The sequence below is a fragment of the Pseudoalteromonas sp. UBA6610 genome (assembly GCF_002433295.1).
Taxonomy (GTDB): domain Bacteria; phylum Pseudomonadota; class Gammaproteobacteria; order Enterobacterales; family Alteromonadaceae; genus Pseudoalteromonas; species Pseudoalteromonas atlantica.
Genome location: NZ_DJHW01000066.1, coordinates 1 through 20,765 on the forward strand (window position 1 = coordinate 1; position 20,765 = coordinate 20,765).

A 20,765-nucleotide genomic window follows, 5' to 3' on the forward strand; every position below is an offset into this window, starting at 1 on the left:
GGTGGTACATAGGTAATGGCAGAGTCGTTAGTAAATAAGGCGTTACTTTGTTCAAGCCCTGCACTTAATTGAATTTTTGCTGCTTCTCGTTTTGTTTGTACCTGGGCGTATATGTTTTCAAATTGTTGTTGTGAAAGACTTTGCTCGTTAGCAAGGTCTTTTAAACGGGCTTGCTCTAATTGGTTAAGTAAATAGCTACTGTGTAACTTACTATTGTTGGCAATAAGTGATTGAGCCTGTTCAATATTGTTATTTTGAATTGCGTTTCTTACAGGCGTCATTTGGCTTGCATAGTCGTTAAATAAATCATTAAAGCCTATGGTGCTGCATCCACTTAATATAAAACAAACACTTAAAATTATACTTTGGCGCACTGAGCACTCCTATATAGTTAGGTTTTAAAGATTAACATACTCTGGTTTTGGATTTGTGTGAAATAGTGTAAAAAAGCGTAGCCTACTTTAGGGCATATAGACCTGTGAGGATTTAAAAACTATTCTCCCTAAGGTCAGCGCGCGTTAGTTAAATTACGTGTATTTAAGGTAGGCAAATCATCATGAATAGCTTGTGAATACCAGAGGATAGACGCGTAATTCCAGCAATTTAGCAGTATATAAAGTTATAATGCTGCGAATAAGATTAGAGTAATTACAACAATGCCGCTTTACAGTTAAATGGCTCAGCTGTTTAAATACAGAGCTGGCTGAGCAAGCCAATTTAAAGCATCTCATTATAAGGTTTTAGTTAAGGAGCGATTTTGAAAGCCACTTTATACACCCTCGTTGCATTAATAGCCTTTGCGGCAAATTCTTTACTTTGTCGTATGGCGTTAGCGCAAGGTTATATTGATGCGTGGAATTTTACAATTATCAGGCTCGTAAGTGGTGCCGTGTGTTTAGGCTTAATTATGGCTGTATATACGTATAACCTTAAGCGTAAGGGCGCGCTTAATAACGCTATTTTAAGTGATACCGGAAGTTGGCGAAGCAGTATTAGTTTATTGGTATATGCACTTTGCTTTTCTATTGCTTATATAGAGCTAGATACAGGCACCGGTGCGCTTATTTTATTTTCGGCGGTGCAACTTACCATGATTGGTTGGGGCATATATAAAAAAGAGCAGCTGAGTAAATTGCAGTGGGGGGCTTTTTTTGTCGCGTTAGCTGGATTTGTGTATTTAATGTTGCCCTCTGCCGCTGTGCCTTCTTTGTTAGGGGCCTCGCTTATGGCGTTAAGTGGTGTTGCATGGGGCGTTTACAGTATACGTGGTAAAGCGTGTGTATCGCCGCTGCGGACCACTGCCTTTAACTTTATAAGAAGCTTAGTGGCTATTCCTGTTTTATTACTTGTAGCAATAGGCTATTTAAAAACAGTAAGTATGCAAGGGGTGTTACTAGCGTGCGCTTCGGGCGCCATTGCATCAGGCATTGGTTACAGTATTTGGTATGTGGCCATGCCGCTACTAAAAAGCACGCAAGCGGCGGTTGTACAGTTATGTGTGCCTGTACTAGCTGCTATCGCTGGTATGTTGTTTTTATCTGAGCAGGTAACAGTGGAGTTTATTATTGCAAGCTCACTAATACTCGGCTCGGTATTGGTGTTTATATTAAATAAGCATACAGCGCGGTAATGCCAAGAAAAGCCCGCTATTAAGGCGGGCTTACATTTGTTATAAAACGTTTATATAGCGCGGGTAAATTATCTAAAATAGCTGACTTACCCTCTAAATCGCTGTTGCTTATACATTCGTAAAGCATCGCTTCGCTCAATGTGTTTACTAACCGCTGAGATTGCTTAATATGGCTAATATGCCAAAGTTCAGGTGCTACGCCGCCTAAATCCTGTTTGTAGGGGCGATAAAAACCATATTTAGCTAGATTTTTATCAAGCCACTGGCTGAGTGGCGCAAATGGCCCCCCATGTTGATATTCATCAGGGGTAAGTTGCAGCTTATAGTCATCGTTAATTGCAGCGGTATCATACACATCAAGGTCGGTACCTAAATGATGCCGACTAGCCCCTGGCATGGCAGAGTAAAGCATAATAGCCGTGCATTTTTCCAGCTCATTTAGTTGGCTTAAATCCACTATCAGTTGCTGTTTATTAAAAACAGGGCGTATACCTAAAAACTTGTTATTCCAAATCATAGCTTGGCGATTAAAATCGCGAAAACTTGAGGCAATAGTCAACTCAAAACCAGCATTTTTAGCGCCATTTTGCAGGGCTAAAAAGTCATCAATAATATCAGTATGTAGCCGGTGCGATTGAATCTCAGTGAGGTGTGTATCACTTTGCCCAGTGATACACATTGCTAATGTATTGGTATCGAGTGCCATTAGGTTAACAATTGCTCTAAAATTTGCTCGTAAATATCAGCTAAAGCGATTAAATCATCGGTGCTTACACATTCATCTACTTTATGAATAGTGGCGTTGCGCGGGCCTAGTTCAATCACTTTTGCGCCTGTTTGCGCTATAAAGCGCCCATCTGATGTACCCCCGGTGGTTTCGAGGTTAGTGGTTAAGCCCGTGACAGATTTAATCGCATTTACGGTGGCATCAACTAACGGGCCATGCTCGGTAATAAACGGCAAGCCATTTACTATCCAGCTTAATTCGTAGTTTAAGTCATACGTTTGTAAAATAGCATTAACCCGTTCTTGCAGTTGCTGATGAGTTACTTCGGTACTAAATCTAAAATTAAATTGCACCTCAAGCTCGCCCGGTATGACATTCCCGGCCCCCGTGCCACCATTTATATTTGATACCTGGAAGCTGGTTGCAGGGAAAAATTCATTGCCGTTGTCCCACATGGTTTGGCTCAGTTCAGTAATGGCGGGGGCAGCCAAATGAATTGGGTTTTGTGCTAAGTGGGGGTAGGCTACATGGCCTTGCACACCTTTTACTTTTAAAAAGCCAGTAAGGGAGCCACGACGGCCATTTTTCACTACATCACCGAGTACATCTCGCGATGAAGGCTCACCCACTAAGCACATATCAATTTTTTCGCCGCGTGCTTCAAGCGTGTCTATTACTTTGGTTGTGCCGTTGATAAAGGGGCCTTCTTCATCGGAGGTAATTAAAAATGAGATAGAGCCTTTGTGATCAGGGTTTTTAGCTACAAAGCGCTCAGTAGCAACAAGCATTGCTGCCAGAGAACCTTTCATATCAGCTGCGCCTCGGCCATGCAGCAAACCATCTTCAATTAAGCCTGAAAATGGCGGGTGCTGCCAGTTTTGTGCAGGGCCTGTAGGGACAACATCGGTATGGCCTGCAAAACAAAAGTGTGGCGACTCGTTTCCTTTTCGGGCCCATGTATTGAGTGTATCGGTAAAAAACAACGACTCGATATTAAATCCTAGGGCTTTTAAACGCTCGTTCATCATTGATTGGCAACCCGCATCTTCAGGGGTTACCGACTCGCGCTGAATAAGCGCTTGTGCAAGTGCAATTACTTCATGTGTCATTATTTAAATATCTCATCGTATTGCGCAGCTTTAAAGCCTAAGTGGTAGCTGTTGTTATTAACAAGCACTGGGCGCTTGATCATAGCTGGTTGCTCTACAAGTAATGTTATAGCCGTGTCTTTGTTTAGGTTTTGCTTTTGCTCATCAGCGAGTGCGCGATAGGTTGTACCACGCTTATTAACTAACTGTTCCCAGTCAATATGCTCAGCAAATTCGCTTACAAGCTGCTCGTTTACACCGTCTTTTCGGTAATCGTGAAAGGTAAAATCTATGTTGTTGTCGGCGAGGTATTTTTTGGCTTTTTTAATGGTGTCGCAATTACTAATGCCGTAAAGAGTGATCATAGGTTTAGTTCTTCTTAATAATAGTTAAAAGGGGGTCTACACCCGCATTTACGTGCGTGTGTGAATAATGAAAAGTGCCTAAGTTATGGCCATTTAATAGTACTAAGCTGGCCAGTAAGGGCGATTTAAGTTCGCGTAAATCAAAGTAAGCTAAGCGCTGCCCTTTGCTTATTTTGCTGCCATTTAGCTGTGCAATATGTGTGTGTGTAATAGGCTGCTGCGCCGGTAGTGACAAGTTAATGAGAACCTTTAAACCGTTATTTGCTTGGAGAATAAATTCACATCCTGCATTTTTAACCTGCACTAGAGTGCCATCAAAGGGCGCTAAAATTTTATGATTACTTAGTGCAACCAACATAGTTGGCCCAAGGGTAGAAAATTTAAAAAAGGGCTCAGGGTGCAGGTTCAAATCAATGACTTTGCCGCTAAAGGGGCTGGTAATTTTTAATGCGCTGGCGGGGAGCTTATTTTGCGCTAAAAATTCGATAGAGGCTGTTCTCATTTATTGATCTACTACTAAATTGTAGCCATCGTTTTTAAGTGCAGTGATGGCTTGCTGCGCAGTGTGTTTTTTTACCAAAATATAATCTGTGTCGTAGGTTGAGATAGAAAAAATAGAAATATTAGCCTTTGCAAGCACGCCAGATATATTGGCCATAATCCCCGTTAAAGAAAACCCCAACGGGCCAACCACTTCAAGTGCTTGCCAATCAGGCTCTGTATCTAAACACTCAATAGCAAAATGACTAGGGCAAACAATAGAAAGCTCATCGTGAGTTTTAGAAATAAAAAATAGGGGTAATTTTAATAGCGCTACAGGAATGTCTGCATCCACTTCTAAACTATGAATTGACAACAGCGTGCTGTGTAATTGTAATGTTTGTTTTGACATTAATAACCTGCAAACAGCGTATAGAGTCAGTTAATAGTATAGATTATTGGCTTTAAATTAAAGGTGTAACAGCCACTAAAATAAAGGCTGTGTGACTGTGGGTAATAAGGATTTAAAACTTACCCACAGTTTCTGTGGATAAGTATGGGAATTGGTAGGTATAAATAGCCTAACTAACTAATTAATAAGTAAATATTAGCTAGGCTATAAAAAGCACTAGTTTGATTTAGGCGTTTTCGAGCGCTTCAACTTGAGCTGCTTGAATAGCCGTAAGTGCAATGGTGTACACTATGTCATCGACTAATGCGCCACGGCTTAAATCGTTAACGGGCTTTCGCATACCTTGTAGCATAGGCCCTATGCTGATTAAATCGGCACTACGTTGTACGGCTTTGTAGGTTGTGTTACCGGTATTAAGGTCTGGGAAAATAAATACCGTAGCTTTACCGGCTACTGGGCTATTGGGTGCTTTTTTAAGAGCAACATTTTCCATAATCGCAGCGTCGTATTGCAATGGCCCATCAATAATTAAATCTGGACGTTTTTGTTGAGCAATTTGCGTGGCTTCACGCACTTTTTCAACATCGGCGCCAGAGCCAGAAGTACCTGTGCTGTAGCTTATCATGGCAACACGTGGCTCTATGCCAAACGCGGCTGCAGAATCGGCTGACTGAATAGCGATATCTGCTAATTGTTCTGCATTAGGGTCAGGGTTAATTGCACAGTCGCCATATACCAGTACTTGGTCGGGCAGCAGCATAAAAAACACAGACGATACAAGTGATGACCCTGGAGCGGTTTTAATTAACTGCAGCGGTGGGCGAATTGTATTAGCTGTTGTGTTAACAGCGCCAGATACTAAGCCATCGACTTTACCTTGCTCAAGCATCATAGTGCCCAGTACAACATTATCTTGTAATTGCTCTTGTGCTACGACTTCTGTTAAGCCTTTGCTTTTACGAATTTCGACCATAGGTGCAACATAGTCGTTAATCACCGATTTTGGCTCAACAATACTTACATGTTCGTTAAGCTCAATACCTTGTTGCTCGGCAATACGCATTATTTCATCGCGATCGCCAAGTAATACTGTTTTTGCAATTCCACGTTGTCCACAAATAGCCGCGGCTTTAATAGTACGCGGCTCATTTCCTTCAGGAAGCACCACTGTTTTAGCCGCTTTACGGGCTTTATCAGTAAGTAAATAACGAAACGCAGGAGGAGAGAGCTTACGTGTTTTGCCAACATTTTTTGCAAGCGTATCGAGCCAATCAGAATCGATATATTCTGCGTTGTGATCTTTTACTTTTTCAATACGTTGGTCATCATCGCTTGGTACTTCCATATTAAAATTATGCAGTAGTAATGATGTACGCCAAGTATCGGCCTCTGTGGCTAAAATAGGCAAGCCTGTTTGCATTGCTTGTTCACACAGCGCCATTATACGCGGCTCTGGTTCAAAACCACCGGTAAGTAAAATAGCACCAATTTTAGTGCCGTTCATGGCCGACAAACACGCAGCGACTAAAATATCTGAACGATCGCCTGGGGTGACTAATAATGCGCCCGGTGTAAAGTGGTTCAATATGTTTGATACAGTACGCGCACAAAATGTAATACGGCGTAAGCGACGGTGTAGCATGTCGCCTTCGTTAATAATGGTGGCTTTTAAATACGCGCTTAAATCTTTAACGCGCGGCGCAACTAAATCAAAGTCCCACGGGATGGCGCCTAACAGCATAAATGGGTTTTTTCTAAAAATAGGTAAAGAGGCTAAACGGTTTAATTCGTTATCGAGCTCTTCTGCTTTGTATGAATCGACCAAATCAGCGCGGGCGCGGCCTTCTTCATCAAGCGGGGCATTCACTTTGTTAAAAATACAGCCTAAAACACGCGGGTGATCAATGCCACCATAATACCCAGCAGCAATTTCTAAACGGTCTTCAATTTGCGTAATGGTGTAATTACCAGGGGTTAATACAAATACAATATCGGCACCCAGAGTTTGGGCTATTTCGCGGTTTACACGCCCTGCATAAGGTTGGCGGCGAGTAGGCACCATACCTTCAATAATAGCCACTTCGTCATCGTTAATTTTACTTTCAAAGCGCTCTACTATTTCTTCAAGTAAATCATCGCCTTTACCATCGCCAATCATTTGCTCTGCATAACTTAATGCAAAGGGAGTTGGTGGGGTAATTGATGAGCCTTGCATAATAATTTGAGTTGATTTTTCAGGGCCTGTTTCACCCGTACGTGGTTGGGCTATTGGCTTGAAAAAGTTAACTTTTACGGTTTTTTGCTCAAGCGCACGCACTAACCCGACAGAAACAGATGTTAAACCAACACCCGTAGAAACCGGAATTAACATAATACGACGTGCCATAATTAAAGCTCCTTCACAATGTTAGCGGCATCAAGGGCTATTACCCATTCTTCATTAGTTGGCATTACAACCGCTTTAGTGATCGCGTTGTCAGAGCTAATAATGCCTTCATTACCAAATCGCGCATCTAAGTTGGCTTGTTTATCGCAATCTAAGCCTAAAAACGCCAGTTGTGTGATTACTTTTTCGCGGATAATATCTGAGTTTTCGCCTATACCACCGGTAAAAATAAGCGCATCTAACTGCTGTAATGGCACCATGTAGGCGGCAATTTGTTTAGCAAGGCGGTAGCAAAAAATGTCAAGCGCAAGGGCGGCTTTTTCATGGCCAGCTACAGCGGCTTCTTCTATGGTTCTGCAGTCGTTAGACAGTTCACTAATACCTAACAAACCACTTTCTTTATTCAGTAAGTTGTCGATTTGTTTTGCATCATAATTAAGTTGTGTCGTTAAAAAGTTAAATAAACCAGGGTCGATATCACCACTGCGGGTGCCCATTACTAACCCAGCAAGCGGGGTTAAGCCCATGCTAGTATCTACACTTTTACCGCCTTTAATTGCACACACAGAACAACCATTACCTAAATGCGCACTAATAAAGTTGCTTTGCTCAACAGGCTTATTAATTAATTTAGCGGTTTGGCCTGCTACATAATAGTGGCTTGTGCCGTGCATACCGTAACGGCGAACACCGTGCTCTGTGTATAGCTTGTAAGGGAGTGCATATAAGTAGGCTACTTTATCCATGGTTTGATGAAATGCAGTGTCAAAAACAGCAACCTGTGGCAAACCAGCAAACGAAGCCTGCGCTGATGAAATACCCAGTAAGTTTGCATGGCCATGTAAAGGGGCAAGGCTTGAAGCATCTGAAATACCCGCAATGACTTTTTCATCTACTAATGCAGATTGAGTAAAGTGCTCACCACCGTGAACAACACGATGGCCTACGGCAATTAAATGCTCATCTAAGTGGTGATCTTTAATTAGGCTCACAAGCGTATTAATGGCTTCACCATGCGCTTGATTAGCAGCTAAGGTGATAACGGTTTTATCACCTTGGTATTTATATTTAATAGATGGATTTTCTGAACCTAGGCGTTCAGCTAAGCCCGAAATAATTTCATGCCCGTTATCAGCATCAATAATGGCAAATTTTAAACTCGAACTACCACAGTTTAATACTAAAACGTGTTGTGATTTAGAGGGCGTAGTTGGCATAGATACAGTTTCCATAAACAATAAATTTAGTAAGTGTACGTTAAGATATGAACAATACACTTAAGGTGCAAATTAAAGGTAAACTTAGCCACCATATAGGTGATAAAAAAGCGACTAAAGTCTAATTTATAAGATGAGTATTTTAACCCAGTTAATAAATTTAGTTTAGTGTTTAGTTGCTTATATATACAAAAACAATAACTTTTACTGCTAAAGTGTGAAGCTATTTATTTGTGTTACACTTACAGGCAGTGGCAAGCAGGCGCTACGGGTTTAAAAGTTTAGATGTGAGGAGTCATGATGCAAAAAAGTGTGATGTCACAATTACAAACGGGTAGGTTATATGCAAAAAAATGGCCTATGCGTAAAGAGTTAGCACCGCTGTTTAACGAATTTAAAGTAATTAAGGCAACCGAGCTGGCAATTACTGTAATGCCAATATTAGCCATGCTTACGTTATTTTTTCAGCTTAACTATTTAGGCCCCGATTTTTTACCGCAAGCGATTGCCAGTGCATTGTTTTTTTTATCGTTGCCGTTGCAAGGCTTGTTTTGGTTAGGTAAGCGAGCCGAAACACCATTAGAACCGAGCATGCAAAAATGGTACAACGAGTTATATACCAAAATGGTGGCAAATGGCTACCAAGCCCAAATAAGCGAAAACAAGCCCCGTTATATGGAGCTTGCACACTTACTAAAAGACATGTTTGATAAAATGGATAAAGCGTTTACTAAAGAGCAATTTTAGAGCGCATTTAATTATAAGTGTATGAGCAGAGCGCACGCTTTGCTCCATTTATTTATAGCACTCCCTCTGGCATATGAGCTTACTCAATATAGCTGGGCAGTAACTTCTTCACTAACACTCGTTATTAAAACATCAATCGGCTTTACTAAACTCGGTAATGTAAAACGATAGGGTGACGCTTTGGGCGCCTTTTTCTTCAAGAGTTTGCCAATGTTCAGGTCTAAATTTCCACGCAAATGGTGTCATCATTATTAAATTTTTAATATCTGAAAAATTAAGCGTAACCTGCTCTGTAATGAGCTTTTGATCTGCTTTTATAAAGCCGCTTGGCGTGTCAATTTCAGTGTGTTTTGCTACATCTGCATAAATATATTCTTTAAGCTCTTTTAAATGCCACGGCCCTGGGCTTGCAACTACTAATGTGGCATTTGGCGCTGCTAAACGCGCTAGCTCTTGCTCAAACAAAGGCGCAAAAACACTCAGCAATACGTCAGCAGTGCCTGACTTAAAAGGCGCCTGGCTAATTGATGCAACGCTAAAATGACATTGTGGGTATCGTTTTGCTGCATATTTTACGGCTGATTTAGAAATATCGACGCCGTATACCTGCGCCTCTATTTTATCTGCAATGGCATGAGTATAAAATCCTTCGCCGCAGCCTAAATCTATTAGTACGTTTGGTTTGCGCTCACTAATTATATTACTTAATGCGCGCTGTAAAAATGCGTAAAAGCCTTGCTCTAAAAAAGCACGCCTTGCTTGTACCATCTCGAGCGAATCACCCGGTTGCCTTGAGTTTTTGTGTTGCACCGGTAATAAATTTACATAGCCTTCTTTGGCAAAGTCGAAGGTGTGATTATTGTCACATCGAAGTGATGAACTATGTTTTAAAAGTGCGTGGTTACATAAAGGGCATTGGTATTGCAGACTCATGAGTCTAGGTAGTCCTTATCATAAAAAGTTTTGACCCAGTGTGGCCGATAAGTGATCAAAAGCGTAATGGCCATACCGTTAAGCATTGCCTCAGGAAACCAAATGATAGCACTTAGGTATACGTAATTATCTGCCAATTCTTGCCAATTATATTGCCCTATAAGCAAATAAAACAAAGCCCCTAAGCTTATTTTTAGACATGCAATAAAGCCTGCCAATATAAAAGAGCACACAAAAATATAAACAAAAAAGTGACGCGGTAAATACTGATAACTCATTATAAAGCCAAGGTAGCTTAATAATGTAGGAATAAATGCACCAAACAGTATTTGCATGGGCAAAAGATTAAGATCAATGTTTGCAAAAGCCGCCAATAGGGCACTAGCCAGCAGGCTACTTAAAATAGCAAGGCGCCACCCTAAAATTAGCGTTGCGGCAGTTACACCTAAAATGTGTAAATCAAGACCGCTTAAAATACCCGCTTTAATTTGCCATAACATGGCAAACACTAACGCACACGCAAGCACCCCTATTTGCCGTGCAGGCGTTTTATAAAGTGCTTTATAGGTATTTTTTTCTACGCTTATAAAGGTAATAATTAAAACAAGGGCCCAAAGGAGCCCTTGCATTTTAAGCGTTAACATAGCAATTATTTAAAGGTTGACCAAATTGGCGCATGGTCAGAGGGCTTTTCTATGCCGCGTAATTCGTAATCTATGCCGGTATCAATACATCGCTCGGCAAGGGCATGGGTAGCAAGTACAACATCAATGCGTAGGCCACGATTATCTACAAACCCTTTAGAGCGATAATCAAACCACGAGTATTTGTCGCTTGTTTCAGGGTTTTGCTCTCTGAAGGTATCTTTAAAGCCCCAATTTAATAATTTAGCAAGCCATTCGCGCTCCTCTGGTTGAAACGAGCACTTACCTGTTTTAAGCCAGCGTTTAGCGTTTACTTCACCAATACCAATATCTAAATCGGTAGGCGAAATATTGATATCGCCCATAACTATAACGTTTTCATCGGGCGTGTGGTTTGTTTCTAAATGGGTCATTAAATCTTTGTAAAACTGACGCTTATAAGGGAATTTTATTTCGTGATTTATATTATCGCCTTGTGGGAAATAACCATTCATTACCGTTAGGTCGCGGCCATTTTCTTGCTCAACTGTCACACTTATCATGCGTTTTTGTGCTTCTTCAGTGTCGCTGGCAAAACCTTTTAAGACCGATTTAGGCTCATTTTTGCATAACATTGCCACACCGTAGTGCGCTTTTTGACCATGAAAATAAACGTGGTAACCCATTTTTTGTACGTCCTCGAGAGGGAACGCCTCATCATGAACTTTAATTTCTTGCAAACCAATAATGTCTGGCTGGTGTTTATCTATAATTGCTTGTAACTGGTGTAAGCGAGCTCGCAGACCATTGATATTGAAAGAAATAACCTTCATAAAATTTACCTTTAATTAGACTCTGTTTTTATAACTAAATTGTATCAGTAAATAAGCCTACATAACATGATCGAAATGAGAAAATAGCTGCGCAAATGTTGATCAATTGGTGCGTAAAGTTTAAACATTGTAAATGCTTTATTAATTATTTAAATAAATAAAAAATTCAATTGATCTCGTAATTATTGAATATATAATGCGCAAAAATTACTTGTTTAGTCGTTCAAATAGGATCTCTCTCATGAAAACACAATTACTTTTAGCTACTGCTTTATTAGCCTCTGCGTCTGTATCAGCAAAAAGCAACACTTACTTTAGCCAAGATAATAAACTTGAATCTAAATTATGTGTATTAAGTGCAAATGAAGGCTTTAGCGCAGCGCGTAAAGAAGCAGCACAACACGGTGTATACTTATCGCGTTTTTCTAAAAGTGTTTTATGTAATGGTCAAGATATTCGTGACATTGCTAAAAAAGTAACGTCTAACCAAGCTGCTGAATCAAAAGTTGAAGTGTTTGCAAAAGATGCACACCAAGAAACACAGTTATGTATCACAGCGTTAAAGCAAGGCCTTGCGCCTGTTCGCCAAAAAATTGGTAACTTAAACTCATTAAAGTGTAACGGACAAAACGTAACTGAATTTGTAAAGCGTTACCAAAACGCAGCAATCTAATTGCGCGGTAACATGTAGATTAAAATAATGCCCAGTTTGTACTGGGTATTTTTTTGCAAAAATTACAAGGTATGCAGCAATCATTGCAAAGCTAAGTAATTGATTAATGTATATAAAATAAGCTAAATACACGTAACTTATTGATTGTTGGCGGCTTGTGCACTTTGGCATTGGACTTGTATTAGTTAAAGTGACATTTACTAACTACAAGGATACGTCTTATGAAAAAGTTAACACTCGCAACAACTATTTTAGCTTCGTTAAGTTTAGCCGCTTGTGCCTCAAACCAAGGCCTTGAAAAAATCGATAGCGATTTTGCAAGTTTAGATAACGACAGTGATGGTTATATTTCAAAAGTAGAAGCAGATGACGATAGCATCTGGGGCCACTTTTCAAATATTGATACCAATATGGATAACGAGATCAGTCGTAAAGAATTTAACACTTACATGCAGTTAAATACCGGTAAGGTAGCGACTGACAGCGAAGTAAGTGAGTCGGCATTTAAAGCTAAAATAGCTAAATTTGATAAAATCGAAAATGATTTTAGAAGTTTAGATAACGACAAAAATGGTTACATCTCAGTAGAAGAAGCTGACGATGATGATATTTCAAACCATTTTGGTTACATGGATGGCAACAATGATAAGCGCATCAGTAAAGGTGAGTTTAAAGGCTACATTAGCAAATACGGTAAAGCCGTTGCTGAAGATGATGCACTAAAGCATTATAAAAACAGCTAATATTAGCTAAATACGCTACACATAAGAGCCAGCATTAATTGCTGGCTTTTTTGTGCATTTAATTTGTTTTAAAAGCAGATATATTTTCCCCCTTTTGCGATGTTCTGTCATAATAGATGGCTACGTATTTTAAAGGGCAAAGCAAAATATTATGGCGGGTCGTCGAATTAGTGATGAACAATTAATTGAGATCATTGAAGCGGCTATATTTGTCGCAGACAAACCTGTTAGCAAACGCCACTTAAAAGATACTGTATTGGCTGATTTAGCTATTTCAATGTCACGAATTAACACTGCAATAGACGCTATACATACCCACTATCAAACACGTGGCATTAAGCTAGTTGAAGTAGGCAGTGGCTATCGCTTTCAAGCGTGTAGTAGTTTAAGCCCTTGGCTTAGTAATTTATGGCAAGAACGGGCACCTAAGTACTCTCGCGCACTACTAGAAACATTGTCGTTAATTGCCTACAGGCAACCAATAACGCGTGGTGAAATAGAGCAAGTACGAGGTGTAACAACCGGATCAGCAATTATTAAAACCCTCCTTGAGCGAGAGTGGGTTAAAGTAGTTGGGCATAAAGAAGTACCTGGTAAACCAGCGCTTTATGCAACAACAAAATTATTTTTAGATTATTTTTCGTTAACCGGTCTAGATGAACTCCCTGCATTGCCAGCGCAACAGGAAAGTAAAATAAACCAGTTATTAAGTGATCCTTCTGTGAGAGAACCATCCGAATGAGTATTCAAGGTGAAAAGTTACAAAAAGTCCTAGCCCGTGCAGGGGTAGGCTCACGACGTGAAATGGAAAAATACATTGATGCAAACCGCGTTAGTGTTAATGGTAAAGTGGCTAAATTAGGTGACCGTGTTGAGGAAACAGACTTAATACGTGTTGATGGCCACAGCGTAAAAATTGAAGAAAAAGCCGACCGTATTTGTCGTGTAATTATGTACAACAAGCCAGAAGGGGAGTTAAGTACACGTAAAGACCCAGAAGGACGTCGTACTGTTTTTGACCGTTTACCACGCATAGACGGTGAGCGTTGGATTGCTGTTGGTCGACTAGATATTAACACGGCAGGTTTAATGTTATTTACCAATGATGGTGAGTTAGCGAACCGCTTAATGCACCCAAGTTATGAAGTTGAGCGTGAATATTCAGCCCGTGTATTTGGTGAAGTGACCAATGAAACCATTAAAAACCTAACGCGTGGCGTAGAGCTTGAAGATGGTCCTGCTAAATTTTTAACGGTTAAATCTTTGGGTGGTGAAGGCATTAACCGCTGGTACAATGTAACGCTAAACGAAGGACGTAACCGCGAAGTTCGCCGCTTATGGCAATCTCAGGATGTAGAAGTATCGCGCCTTATTCGTATTCGTTACGGAAAATTAGAGCTAGATAAGCGCCTTCCTCAAGGTGGTTGGGCTGAACTTGATTTAGAAACCGTTAACTATTTACGCAAAACCGTTAAATTAGGCCGCGAAACACAAACTAAACTGTCGGTTATGCCTGAAAAACGCAAAGACAAGCGTGCTAAAATTAACCAAATTCGTAAAGCGGTTAAAAAGCATAACCAACGTGTTAAGCAAACTAAGCGTAAGTAATACTAACCCGCAATAATACTTAATCATTTTGCGGGGCTAAACGTGTCGCTACCTAGGTAAAAAAATGCTCATTTAGCACAGCTAAATAGCGAATTTTTTGCCTAGCGATCAACACGTTTTTCTAGCCTTAAAATAGATAATTTAATTAAGCGAATTGGTATAATTACAAAAAATTACCGACAAAAAAGCCGCAATGTATGCGGCTTTTTTTATAATTAAAAATGTAGTTTACTTTTTTTGTTGCGCATCGAGAGATTCACCGTTTACATCGCTCGAGTCATCACTCATTAAATATAAATACGTTGGCATTAAATCTTCTGGGGTAGCAAGCTTATCGCGATCCTCCCCTGGGTAGGCTGATGCGCGCATAGAGGTACGCGTTGCGCCAGGGTTTATACAATTTACACGGATATTGGTTTTACCTACTTCGCAGGCCCATGTTTGCATCATGCCTTCAACTGCAAATTTAGATATTGCATAAGGCCCCCAAAATTCGCGCCCTTTACGGCCAACGCTTGATGAAGTGAAAACAATAGAGGCATTTTCTGATTTACGCAGCACAGGGAATAGCGCTTTGGTGATCATTGCTTGCGCAGTAACATTCACTTTCATGATGTTTTCAAACGTAGAAGAGCAAAAGTGCTCAAGTGGCCCTAGCGACCCTAAAATACCGGCATTATTTAATAAGCCGTCTAATCGGCCAAATTGACTTTCGATTGTAGCTGCTAAATCACGGTAGTTTTGTTTTGTCGCGCCTTTTAAGTCCATTGGCACAATAGCAGGCTGAGGGTAACCAGCATTGACAATCTCATCGTAAACGCATTCGAGCTTATTTGTTGTTTTACCAAGTAAAATAACTGTCGCGCCATGCTTTGCGTAGGTAATTGCTGCTACGCGGCCAATACCATCGCCGGCACCTGTAATTAAAATAACTTTATTTTGAAGTGCATTTGGAGTTGCTTGATAAGTTTGCATATAAATACCAATTTATAAAATTTTTTTGATTTTAACATAGCAAATCGTCAAGTAATCGAATTTATTGAAAATTTAGGTGGCGGAATTATAAACTTTACGTTAAGTTTAACTGGTCTAATGTCTCATTAATAAACTGATTACATTGTTTTAACTTTACTACACTGATTAAACACACTTACTTTGAACGAACACACTATAAAAATAAAGATATGTGCGGAGCCAACAATATGAAAAAAATGCTACTCTCACTCTCGGTTACAGCTGCGTTAGCAGGTTGTGGCGGCGGAGAAACATTAGAAGATGTTAAAAACGATACTGCAACCATAATACCTAATGCCACGGTGACCTTTGACCCTGCGAATGGGGTTTTATCTGTCCCTAACGATTTATTAATGAGCGGCACTCAAGACGGCACAATTAATATTCCAGGTGAATTAGACGATGATAACGTCTCTGTGCCTCGCACTGCTTATGCAGATCCGCAATTAGCGCTAGGTGCTTTAGATGGCTGGTCATCGCAAGTGCCTTACAAAATTGATTTAACTTTCCCTACAGGTGTATCGCTTGATGAAACCTCTGCAGCGTCGCCTGGTACAGTAAGAATTTTTGAAGTGGTTATGGGCGCAAGCTTAACTGATGCCGAATGTGCTGTTGTTACAGCTGGTTCAGCGTGTAAATTGGTAGGCGAATTAACCTATGGCGTAGACTTTATTTCTCAAGCCTCAGGCGACGCAGTTGCTATTATCCCATTAAAGCCTTTCACACCAGGAAGTTCATACATAAATGTATTAACCACTGGATTAAAAGACTCTCAAGGGCGTTCTATTCAGCCTTCTTCTACTTACGCTTCTGTAAGTGAAGAAGCGCCATTGATTACTGATGCTCAGCTTGGTCTTCAAGCGGCAGTAAATAGCTATGAGAATGTGGTTGTAAGCTCAGGTGATATTACAAAAGATGATATTATATTTTCTGCTGCTATGACCATTCAATCAGCAGGTCCTGTGCTTGGCACAATTAAAAACTTACTGGCAGCTAGCTTACAAAATGATGCTTTGCCAACACCAATGGTAAGTGTACCTGAACAAGCAATGGTAAATGTGCAGCAAGTATTTGCAGCTGCGGGTGTTAGCGTATCGGATGCGTTCTCTGGTGTGCAATATTTAAAAGGTAGCGTTATGTTACCTATGTATTTAGGCACCCCAACAGGCACTGAAATAAGTGATTTAAATGATACATATTGGCAAGGTATGTGTGACAACGCGGTAGCTGTTTTAGGTTACAAAGCTGCAGCAGGCGAAGCTTTCCCTGCAGAGCCAATTAGCGATAATGATGGGCTTTGTGCTGCGTTAAGTGACGGACAGTTGCGTGATTTAGGTTTAGACACTACACGCCATTTAACTAAGTATAACTCTATTCCTAAAGTGCAAAGCATGGCGAATGTGCCAGTGCAAATAACCAAACCTATTTTACCGGTTATTAATTTTATTCGTGATTCACAAGGTCTTGATCCAATTGAAATGCCAGTAACTGGCTGGCCAGTTGTTATTATGCAACACGGTATAACAACAGACAAAGAAAGCATGTTGGCATTAACTGCACAACTGTCAATTCAAGGTTTTGCCACAGCGGCGATTGACCATCCTCGCCATGGTGAGCGTGGTGTAGATGTTGATGCTGATGGGACAGATGACTTTAATGCAACGACGGGTTCAGTACTAAGTTACATGAATTTAAACTCTTTGTTAGTGGCTCGTGATAGCTTGCGTCAATCATCAGCAGATTTATTAGGCTTACGCTTAGGTTTAAACTTTATTAATGATGCGACAATTAACGCACAAGATGTAACCTATGTAGGGCATTCTTTAGGCTCTATTGTTGCACCTGCATTTATAGCTCAGGCTAATACTCCGCTTGCAGATACAATTGACCCATTATTTAAGGTAAACACGGTAGCACTTGCCAGTGGCGGTGGCGGTATAGCAAGCTTTTTACTTGAATCGGCTGCGTTTGGGCCATTTATTCAAGGCTCTGTATTATCGCAAGCTGGTACAGCAGAATCACAAGAGTTTAACGAGTTTTTACAAGCGGATGCTATTTCAAACTGTGGTACATTATTACCAGATATGGAAGCGTTTTTAACTTGTGGCTATCAGGCGTATGTAACCTCACTTACTACGGCAGGGGAAACTACAAAACTTGCTAACATTCAAGCGGTAATGACCGAGTTTGCTTTTGCAGCGCAAACAGCACTTGATAGCGGAGACCCAACAAATTACGCAGCAGCGGTAAATGCTTTAGGTACACCTGTATACACTAATGTAGTTGTAGGCGATGGCGCAGATAACAAACCAGACCAAGTTATTCCGCCAGCGGCAGCAAATAACCCTATATCGGGCACAATTCCGTTAGCAACATTTATGGGGCTTGAAACAGTAAGCACTTCACAAGCACTAAGTGAAACCCCAGCGAGTTATTTGGTGAAATTTACAAAAGGGCACCATGGCTCAATTTTAACGCCAGCACAAGACGATGCTCAAGCGGCAACTGTTGAGGGCAGTGCAGCAGCAAACGCTGAAATGCAGCTCCAAGTAGCTACTTATTTAGCTGCACGCGGGCGTATGTTATTAGTCAGTAACCCAGAGGTTGTGACTGATTAATCAGCAAATACCTTATTAACCTTGAAAAGCCACTGTTTAGTGGCTTTTTTTTGTTATAAAGCATGATAAATTAGCTTAAATTTATAAATGGAGAGACCAGTTGGAATTTTTATACGAATACGGTTTGTTTTTTGCTAAAACGGTTACCTTTGTTATTGCTATTGCAATTATTTTAACCCTTATTGTGGGTTCAGCAGTAAAGCCTAAAGCTAAAAAAGGAGCTATAGAAATAGACGATTTGTCTGAGCAACTAGATGACTTAAAACACAGTTTTTTAGAGAATACTTTAACTAAAAAAGAGTTAAAGGCGCATCATAAAGCGCAAAAAGTCGAGTCTAAAAAAGCGGCAAATGATGAGCCGAAGCCACGCCTATATGTTATTGATTTTATAGGTAGTATGGACGCTCATGAAGTTGAAAGCCTACGCGAAGAAGTGACCGCAATTATTGCCATTGCTAATCCTGAGAAAGATAAAGTATTAGTTCGCTTAGAAAGTGGGGGCGGCGTGGTGCATGGCTATGGTTTAGCTGCATCGCAATTACAGCGTTTTAAAACTGCAGGTATTAAGCTTTCGGTTTCTATTGATAAAGTAGCAGCGAGTGGCGGTTACATGATGGCCTGTGTGGCCGATGAAATATTAGCGGCTCCTTTTGCTATTGTTGGCTCTATTGGTGTAATTGCACAAATACCTAACTTTAATAAAATTTTAAAGAAAAACGATGTAGAGTTTGAGCAAATTACAGCTGGCGAATTTAAACGTACGTTAACCTTGTTCGGCGAAAACACAGATAAAGCCCGCGAAAAGTTTCGTGATGAAATAGAGCAAACACATGGTTTGTTTAAAGAGTTTGTAAGCAGCCAACGGCCAACACTTAATATTGATAATGTGGCAACGGGTGAGCATTGGTTTGCAACACAAGCAATTGAAAAGGGCTTAGTTGATGTAATTAAAACCAGTGATGATGCGTTATTAGAGCAACAAGCTGAGCGTCAAATATACAAAGTAAAATACAAAATTAAGAAAGGATTAAGTGATAAGTTAGCAATTGGGCTAAGTAGCTCTGTAAATAAAGCAGGCGTTAATTTAATGTCGCGTTTTAAAGCAATGAACCCATAAAACGTTATTAAAGGTAATAAAAAACCCTTGCATAGCAAGGGTTTTTTTATGGGCTTAAATAATTACTCAGTAGATTTGTGGTAATCTTCTAAGTCTTTAGCTGCGTTCGGGTCGTTAAATATTGTTTCATCTAATTGACCTTCTGATTTAGCAACCACACAAGTTACCATACAGTCACCCGTTATATTAACGGCTGTGCGCGTCATATCGAGTAACCTGTCAACACCAATAATAATTGCAATGCCTTCTACTGGTAAACCTACTTGGTTAAGTACCATTGCAAGCATGATTAAACCCACACCAGGCACACCCGCGGTGCCTACCGAGGCAAGCGTCGCGGTTAGAATAACCATTAAGTAATCAGAAATCGTTAAATCAACAGCAAACACTTGTGCAATAAATACTGTTGCCACGCCTTGCATAATGGCTGTGCCATCCATGTTAATGGTAGCGCCTAGCGGAATAGTAAAAGAGGCAACCGAGTTATTAGCGCCGAGTTTTTTGGTCGCAGTTTCAAGTGTAATAGGCATAGTCGCGCTTGAGCTTGAAGTGCTAAAACCAAATAAACACGCATGTTTCATTTTAGCTAAAAAGGTAAGTGGGTTAAGGCCTGTTAATACTTTTAAAATGATACTGTAATTAATAAATGCGTGAATTAATAACGCTGCCACGACTACAAGGAAGTACTTAGCCAGGCTGAGTATTAATCCCATTTCGATAGTGGTAAAAAGTTTAGCCATTAAAAAGAACACACCGTAAGGTGCAATGTTCATAAGTAGCGTTACTAGTTTTAAAATAACCGTGTTTAAATCTTCAAATACTGCGGCTACACGTTTACCTGCTTTGCCACTTAGCGCCATTGAAACACCAAATAAAAGCGCAAACACAATAACTTGCAGCATGTTCCCTTTAGCCATTGCTTCGAATGGGTTAGTAGGGAACATATCGATAATCACTCGCGCTAAGGTAGGGGCTTCTTTAGCATTGAAGCTTGCATCTGATGGCAGTGCAATGCCTTGACCTGGGTTAAATAATAACGCCAGTGAAATAGCTACGGTAATTGCCACGGCAGTTGTAACTAAATATAAGCCAATCGATTTACCACCTAAACGGCCTAATTTTTTAGGATCGCTCAAGCTACACGTACCACATACAAGCGATACAAATACCAGCGGCACAACCAACATTTTTAAGCTGGCAATAAAAATTTGTCCGCCAACATGGAAAAGGCCATCTACAAAAAAAGCTTTAATTGGCAAAGAGAATAACCCAAGAGGAATTAGATAATCGTCTTCACCAGCTAATATAGCCTGAAATAAAAAGCCTACTGCAATACCCAGTGCCATGCCAATCATGATACGGGTAGTTAAACTCATTGAACGTATTTTAGACATATTCCCTAATCTATTTTTTCAAATTTGCCATAGACTACCAGCAAGGAAATATTTACTACAGAAAAAAATAGCCTTTGCGGAATTATTTACATAAAAAAGTGACAAAAAACTGTGATATTAGACTAAGTTATAGGTTAACATTAGGTAAACAATTATA

The 20,765-nt window shown here is 40.3% G+C and carries 20 protein-coding genes and 1 pseudogene; 8 read left to right on the plus strand and 13 right to left on the minus strand.

The genetic code is table 11. The features are described from left to right. Positions 1 to 374, minus strand: a pseudogene (locus B4F91_RS08865) (adenine DNA methylase); the annotation flags it as partial. A 383-nt stretch (positions 375 to 757) separates the two neighbouring features. On the opposite strand from B4F91_RS08865, the gene B4F91_RS08870 reads away from it, so the two are divergent. Continuing rightward, entirely contained in the window at positions 758 to 1,630 is an 873-nt protein-coding gene (locus B4F91_RS08870) for a DMT family transporter (protein ID WP_024032669.1), read from the plus strand. A gap of 19 nt (positions 1,631 to 1,649) precedes the next feature. On the opposite strand, the gene B4F91_RS08875 is transcribed toward B4F91_RS08870, so the two are convergent. The 7 genes from B4F91_RS08875 to B4F91_RS08905 form a co-directional block, all read right to left on the minus strand. After that, complete coding sequence (locus tag B4F91_RS08875) at positions 1,650 to 2,336, minus strand: M15 family metallopeptidase (protein WP_286938549.1); 687 nt, start codon at positions 2,334 to 2,336, stop codon at positions 1,650 to 1,652. Continuing rightward, positions 2,336 to 3,466 carry a succinyl-diaminopimelate desuccinylase gene (gene dapE / locus B4F91_RS08880; RefSeq protein ID WP_286938550.1) on the minus strand — a complete coding sequence of 377 codons (1,131 nt, stop codon included), beginning with the start codon at positions 3,464 to 3,466 and terminating at the stop codon, positions 2,336 to 2,338. The genes B4F91_RS08875 and dapE overlap by 1 nt, the downstream gene beginning before the upstream one ends. Then, complete coding sequence (locus tag B4F91_RS08885; RefSeq protein ID WP_096739706.1) at positions 3,466 to 3,810, minus strand: ArsC family reductase; 345 nt, start codon at positions 3,808 to 3,810, stop codon at positions 3,466 to 3,468. The genes dapE and B4F91_RS08885 overlap by 1 nt, the downstream gene beginning before the upstream one ends. Positions 3,811 to 3,814: 4 nt before the next feature. After that, complete coding sequence (locus tag B4F91_RS08890) at positions 3,815 to 4,312, minus strand: PTS glucose transporter subunit IIA (RefSeq protein ID WP_273586533.1); 498 nt, start codon at positions 4,310 to 4,312, stop codon at positions 3,815 to 3,817. Then, complete coding sequence (locus B4F91_RS08895) at positions 4,313 to 4,702, minus strand: ACT domain-containing protein (protein WP_004587776.1); 390 nt, start codon at positions 4,700 to 4,702, stop codon at positions 4,313 to 4,315. A gap of 226 nt (positions 4,703 to 4,928) precedes the next feature. Next, entirely contained in the window at positions 4,929 to 7,088 is a 2,160-nt protein-coding gene (gene pta / locus B4F91_RS08900) for a phosphate acetyltransferase (protein ID WP_004587777.1), read from the minus strand. Between the two features lie 2 nt (positions 7,089 to 7,090). Next, positions 7,091 to 8,305, minus strand: a complete 1,215-nt coding sequence (locus B4F91_RS08905) for an acetate kinase (RefSeq protein WP_024034025.1) — start codon at positions 8,303 to 8,305, stop codon at positions 7,091 to 7,093. A gap of 300 nt (positions 8,306 to 8,605) precedes the next feature. Between B4F91_RS08905 and yfbV the strand changes: the two genes are divergently transcribed. Then, entirely contained in the window at positions 8,606 to 9,052 is a 447-nt protein-coding gene (yfbV, locus tag B4F91_RS08910; protein ID WP_054982400.1) for a terminus macrodomain insulation protein YfbV, read from the plus strand. Positions 9,053 to 9,184: 132 nt separating this feature from the next. Here the strand turns inward: yfbV and B4F91_RS08915 are convergent, their stop codons facing one another. The 3 genes from B4F91_RS08915 to xthA are packed head-to-tail and all read right to left on the minus strand — an operon-like array spanning position 9,185 to position 11,441. After that, positions 9,185 to 9,985 (minus strand): putative RNA methyltransferase, encoded by an 801-nt coding sequence (locus B4F91_RS08915; RefSeq protein ID WP_286938701.1) that lies wholly within the window; start codon positions 9,983 to 9,985, stop codon positions 9,185 to 9,187. Further along, positions 9,982 to 10,629 (minus strand): energy-coupling factor ABC transporter permease, encoded by a 648-nt coding sequence (locus tag B4F91_RS08920; protein WP_024034028.1) that lies wholly within the window; start codon positions 10,627 to 10,629, stop codon positions 9,982 to 9,984. The genes B4F91_RS08915 and B4F91_RS08920 overlap by 4 nt, the downstream gene beginning before the upstream one ends. Before the next feature lie 5 nt (positions 10,630 to 10,634). Continuing rightward, the gene (gene xthA / locus B4F91_RS08925) at positions 10,635 to 11,441 is read right to left on the minus strand and encodes an exodeoxyribonuclease III (protein WP_286938698.1); all 807 of its coding nucleotides are present in this window, start codon (positions 11,439 to 11,441) and stop codon (positions 10,635 to 10,637) included. 241 nt (positions 11,442 to 11,682) lie between these two features. Here xthA and B4F91_RS08930 point away from each other — a divergent pair, with 241 nt between their 5' ends. The 4 genes from B4F91_RS08930 (at position 11,683) to rluB (ending at position 14,465) form a co-directional block, all read left to right on the plus strand. Then, positions 11,683 to 12,114, plus strand: a complete 432-nt coding sequence (locus B4F91_RS08930) for a hypothetical protein (RefSeq protein ID WP_004587783.1) — start codon at positions 11,683 to 11,685, stop codon at positions 12,112 to 12,114. A 221-nt stretch (positions 12,115 to 12,335) separates the two neighbouring features. After that, positions 12,336 to 12,857 (plus strand): EF-hand domain-containing protein, encoded by a 522-nt coding sequence (locus tag B4F91_RS08935; RefSeq protein WP_004587784.1) that lies wholly within the window; start codon positions 12,336 to 12,338, stop codon positions 12,855 to 12,857. Between the two features lie 151 nt (positions 12,858 to 13,008). Beyond that, entirely contained in the window at positions 13,009 to 13,599 is a 591-nt protein-coding gene (scpB, locus tag B4F91_RS08940) for an SMC-Scp complex subunit ScpB (protein WP_024034031.1), read from the plus strand. Further along, on the plus strand, positions 13,596 to 14,465 hold the full coding sequence (rluB, locus tag B4F91_RS08945; protein ID WP_004587786.1) for a 23S rRNA pseudouridine(2605) synthase RluB: 870 nt from the start codon (positions 13,596 to 13,598) through the stop codon (positions 14,463 to 14,465). The genes scpB and rluB overlap by 4 nt, the downstream gene beginning before the upstream one ends. Positions 14,466 to 14,693: 228 nt before the next feature. Here rluB and B4F91_RS08950 read toward each other — a convergent pair whose 3' ends face one another. Beyond that, on the minus strand, positions 14,694 to 15,440 hold the full coding sequence (locus B4F91_RS08950) for a YciK family oxidoreductase (protein ID WP_004587787.1): 747 nt from the start codon (positions 15,438 to 15,440) through the stop codon (positions 14,694 to 14,696). A 227-nt stretch (positions 15,441 to 15,667) separates the two neighbouring features. On the opposite strand from B4F91_RS08950, the gene B4F91_RS08955 reads away from it, so the two are divergent. Next, a complete protein-coding gene (locus B4F91_RS08955) occupies positions 15,668 to 18,097 on the plus strand; it encodes a VolA/Pla-1 family phospholipase (RefSeq protein WP_286938697.1) in 2,430 nt (809 codons plus the stop codon). Positions 18,098 to 18,197: 100 nt separating this feature from the next. After that, on the plus strand, positions 18,198 to 19,214 hold the full coding sequence (gene sohB, locus B4F91_RS08960; RefSeq protein ID WP_029772521.1) for a protease SohB: 1,017 nt from the start codon (positions 18,198 to 18,200) through the stop codon (positions 19,212 to 19,214). A 62-nt stretch (positions 19,215 to 19,276) separates the two neighbouring features. On the opposite strand, the gene B4F91_RS08965 is transcribed toward sohB, so the two are convergent. Further along, complete coding sequence (locus B4F91_RS08965; protein ID WP_004587790.1) at positions 19,277 to 20,608, minus strand: dicarboxylate/amino acid:cation symporter; 1,332 nt, start codon at positions 20,606 to 20,608, stop codon at positions 19,277 to 19,279. Positions 20,609 to 20,765 lie beyond the last annotated feature (157 nt).

Coding starts and splice junctions, on each gene's coding strand:
- B4F91_RS08905 (WP_024034025.1), bottom strand. CDS start 8,305: ATGCCAACTACGCCCTCTAAATCACAACACGTTTTAGTATTAAACTGT.
- rluB (WP_004587786.1), top strand. CDS start 13,596: ATGAGTATTCAAGGTGAAAAGTTACAAAAAGTCCTAGCCCGTGCAGGG.
- B4F91_RS08890 (WP_273586533.1), bottom strand. CDS start 4,312: ATGAGAACAGCCTCTATCGAATTTTTAGCGCAAAATAAGCTCCCCGCC.
- B4F91_RS08950 (WP_004587787.1), bottom strand. CDS start 15,440: ATGCAAACTTATCAAGCAACTCCAAATGCACTTCAAAATAAAGTTATT.
- B4F91_RS08875 (WP_286938549.1), bottom strand. CDS start 2,336: ATGGCACTCGATACCAATACATTAGCAATGTGTATCACTGGGCAAAGT.
- B4F91_RS08955 (WP_286938697.1), top strand. CDS start 15,668: ATGAAAAAAATGCTACTCTCACTCTCGGTTACAGCTGCGTTAGCAGGT.
- scpB (WP_024034031.1), top strand. CDS start 13,009: ATGGCGGGTCGTCGAATTAGTGATGAACAATTAATTGAGATCATTGAA.
- yfbV (WP_054982400.1), top strand. CDS start 8,606: ATGCAAAAAAGTGTGATGTCACAATTACAAACGGGTAGGTTATATGCA.
- xthA (WP_286938698.1), bottom strand. CDS start 11,441: ATGAAGGTTATTTCTTTCAATATCAATGGTCTGCGAGCTCGCTTACAC.
- B4F91_RS08920 (WP_024034028.1), bottom strand. CDS start 10,629: ATGTTAACGCTTAAAATGCAAGGGCTCCTTTGGGCCCTTGTTTTAATT.
- B4F91_RS08965 (WP_004587790.1), bottom strand. CDS start 20,608: ATGTCTAAAATACGTTCAATGAGTTTAACTACCCGTATCATGATTGGC.
- B4F91_RS08885 (WP_096739706.1), bottom strand. CDS start 3,810: ATGATCACTCTTTACGGCATTAGTAATTGCGACACCATTAAAAAAGCC.
- B4F91_RS08915 (WP_286938701.1), bottom strand. CDS start 9,985: ATGAGTCTGCAATACCAATGCCCTTTATGTAACCACGCACTTTTAAAA.
- dapE (WP_286938550.1), bottom strand. CDS start 3,466: ATGACACATGAAGTAATTGCACTTGCACAAGCGCTTATTCAGCGCGAG.
- pta (WP_004587777.1), bottom strand. CDS start 7,088: ATGGCACGTCGTATTATGTTAATTCCGGTTTCTACGGGTGTTGGTTTA.
- B4F91_RS08895 (WP_004587776.1), bottom strand. CDS start 4,702: ATGTCAAAACAAACATTACAATTACACAGCACGCTGTTGTCAATTCAT.
- B4F91_RS08930 (WP_004587783.1), top strand. CDS start 11,683: ATGAAAACACAATTACTTTTAGCTACTGCTTTATTAGCCTCTGCGTCT.
- B4F91_RS08935 (WP_004587784.1), top strand. CDS start 12,336: ATGAAAAAGTTAACACTCGCAACAACTATTTTAGCTTCGTTAAGTTTA.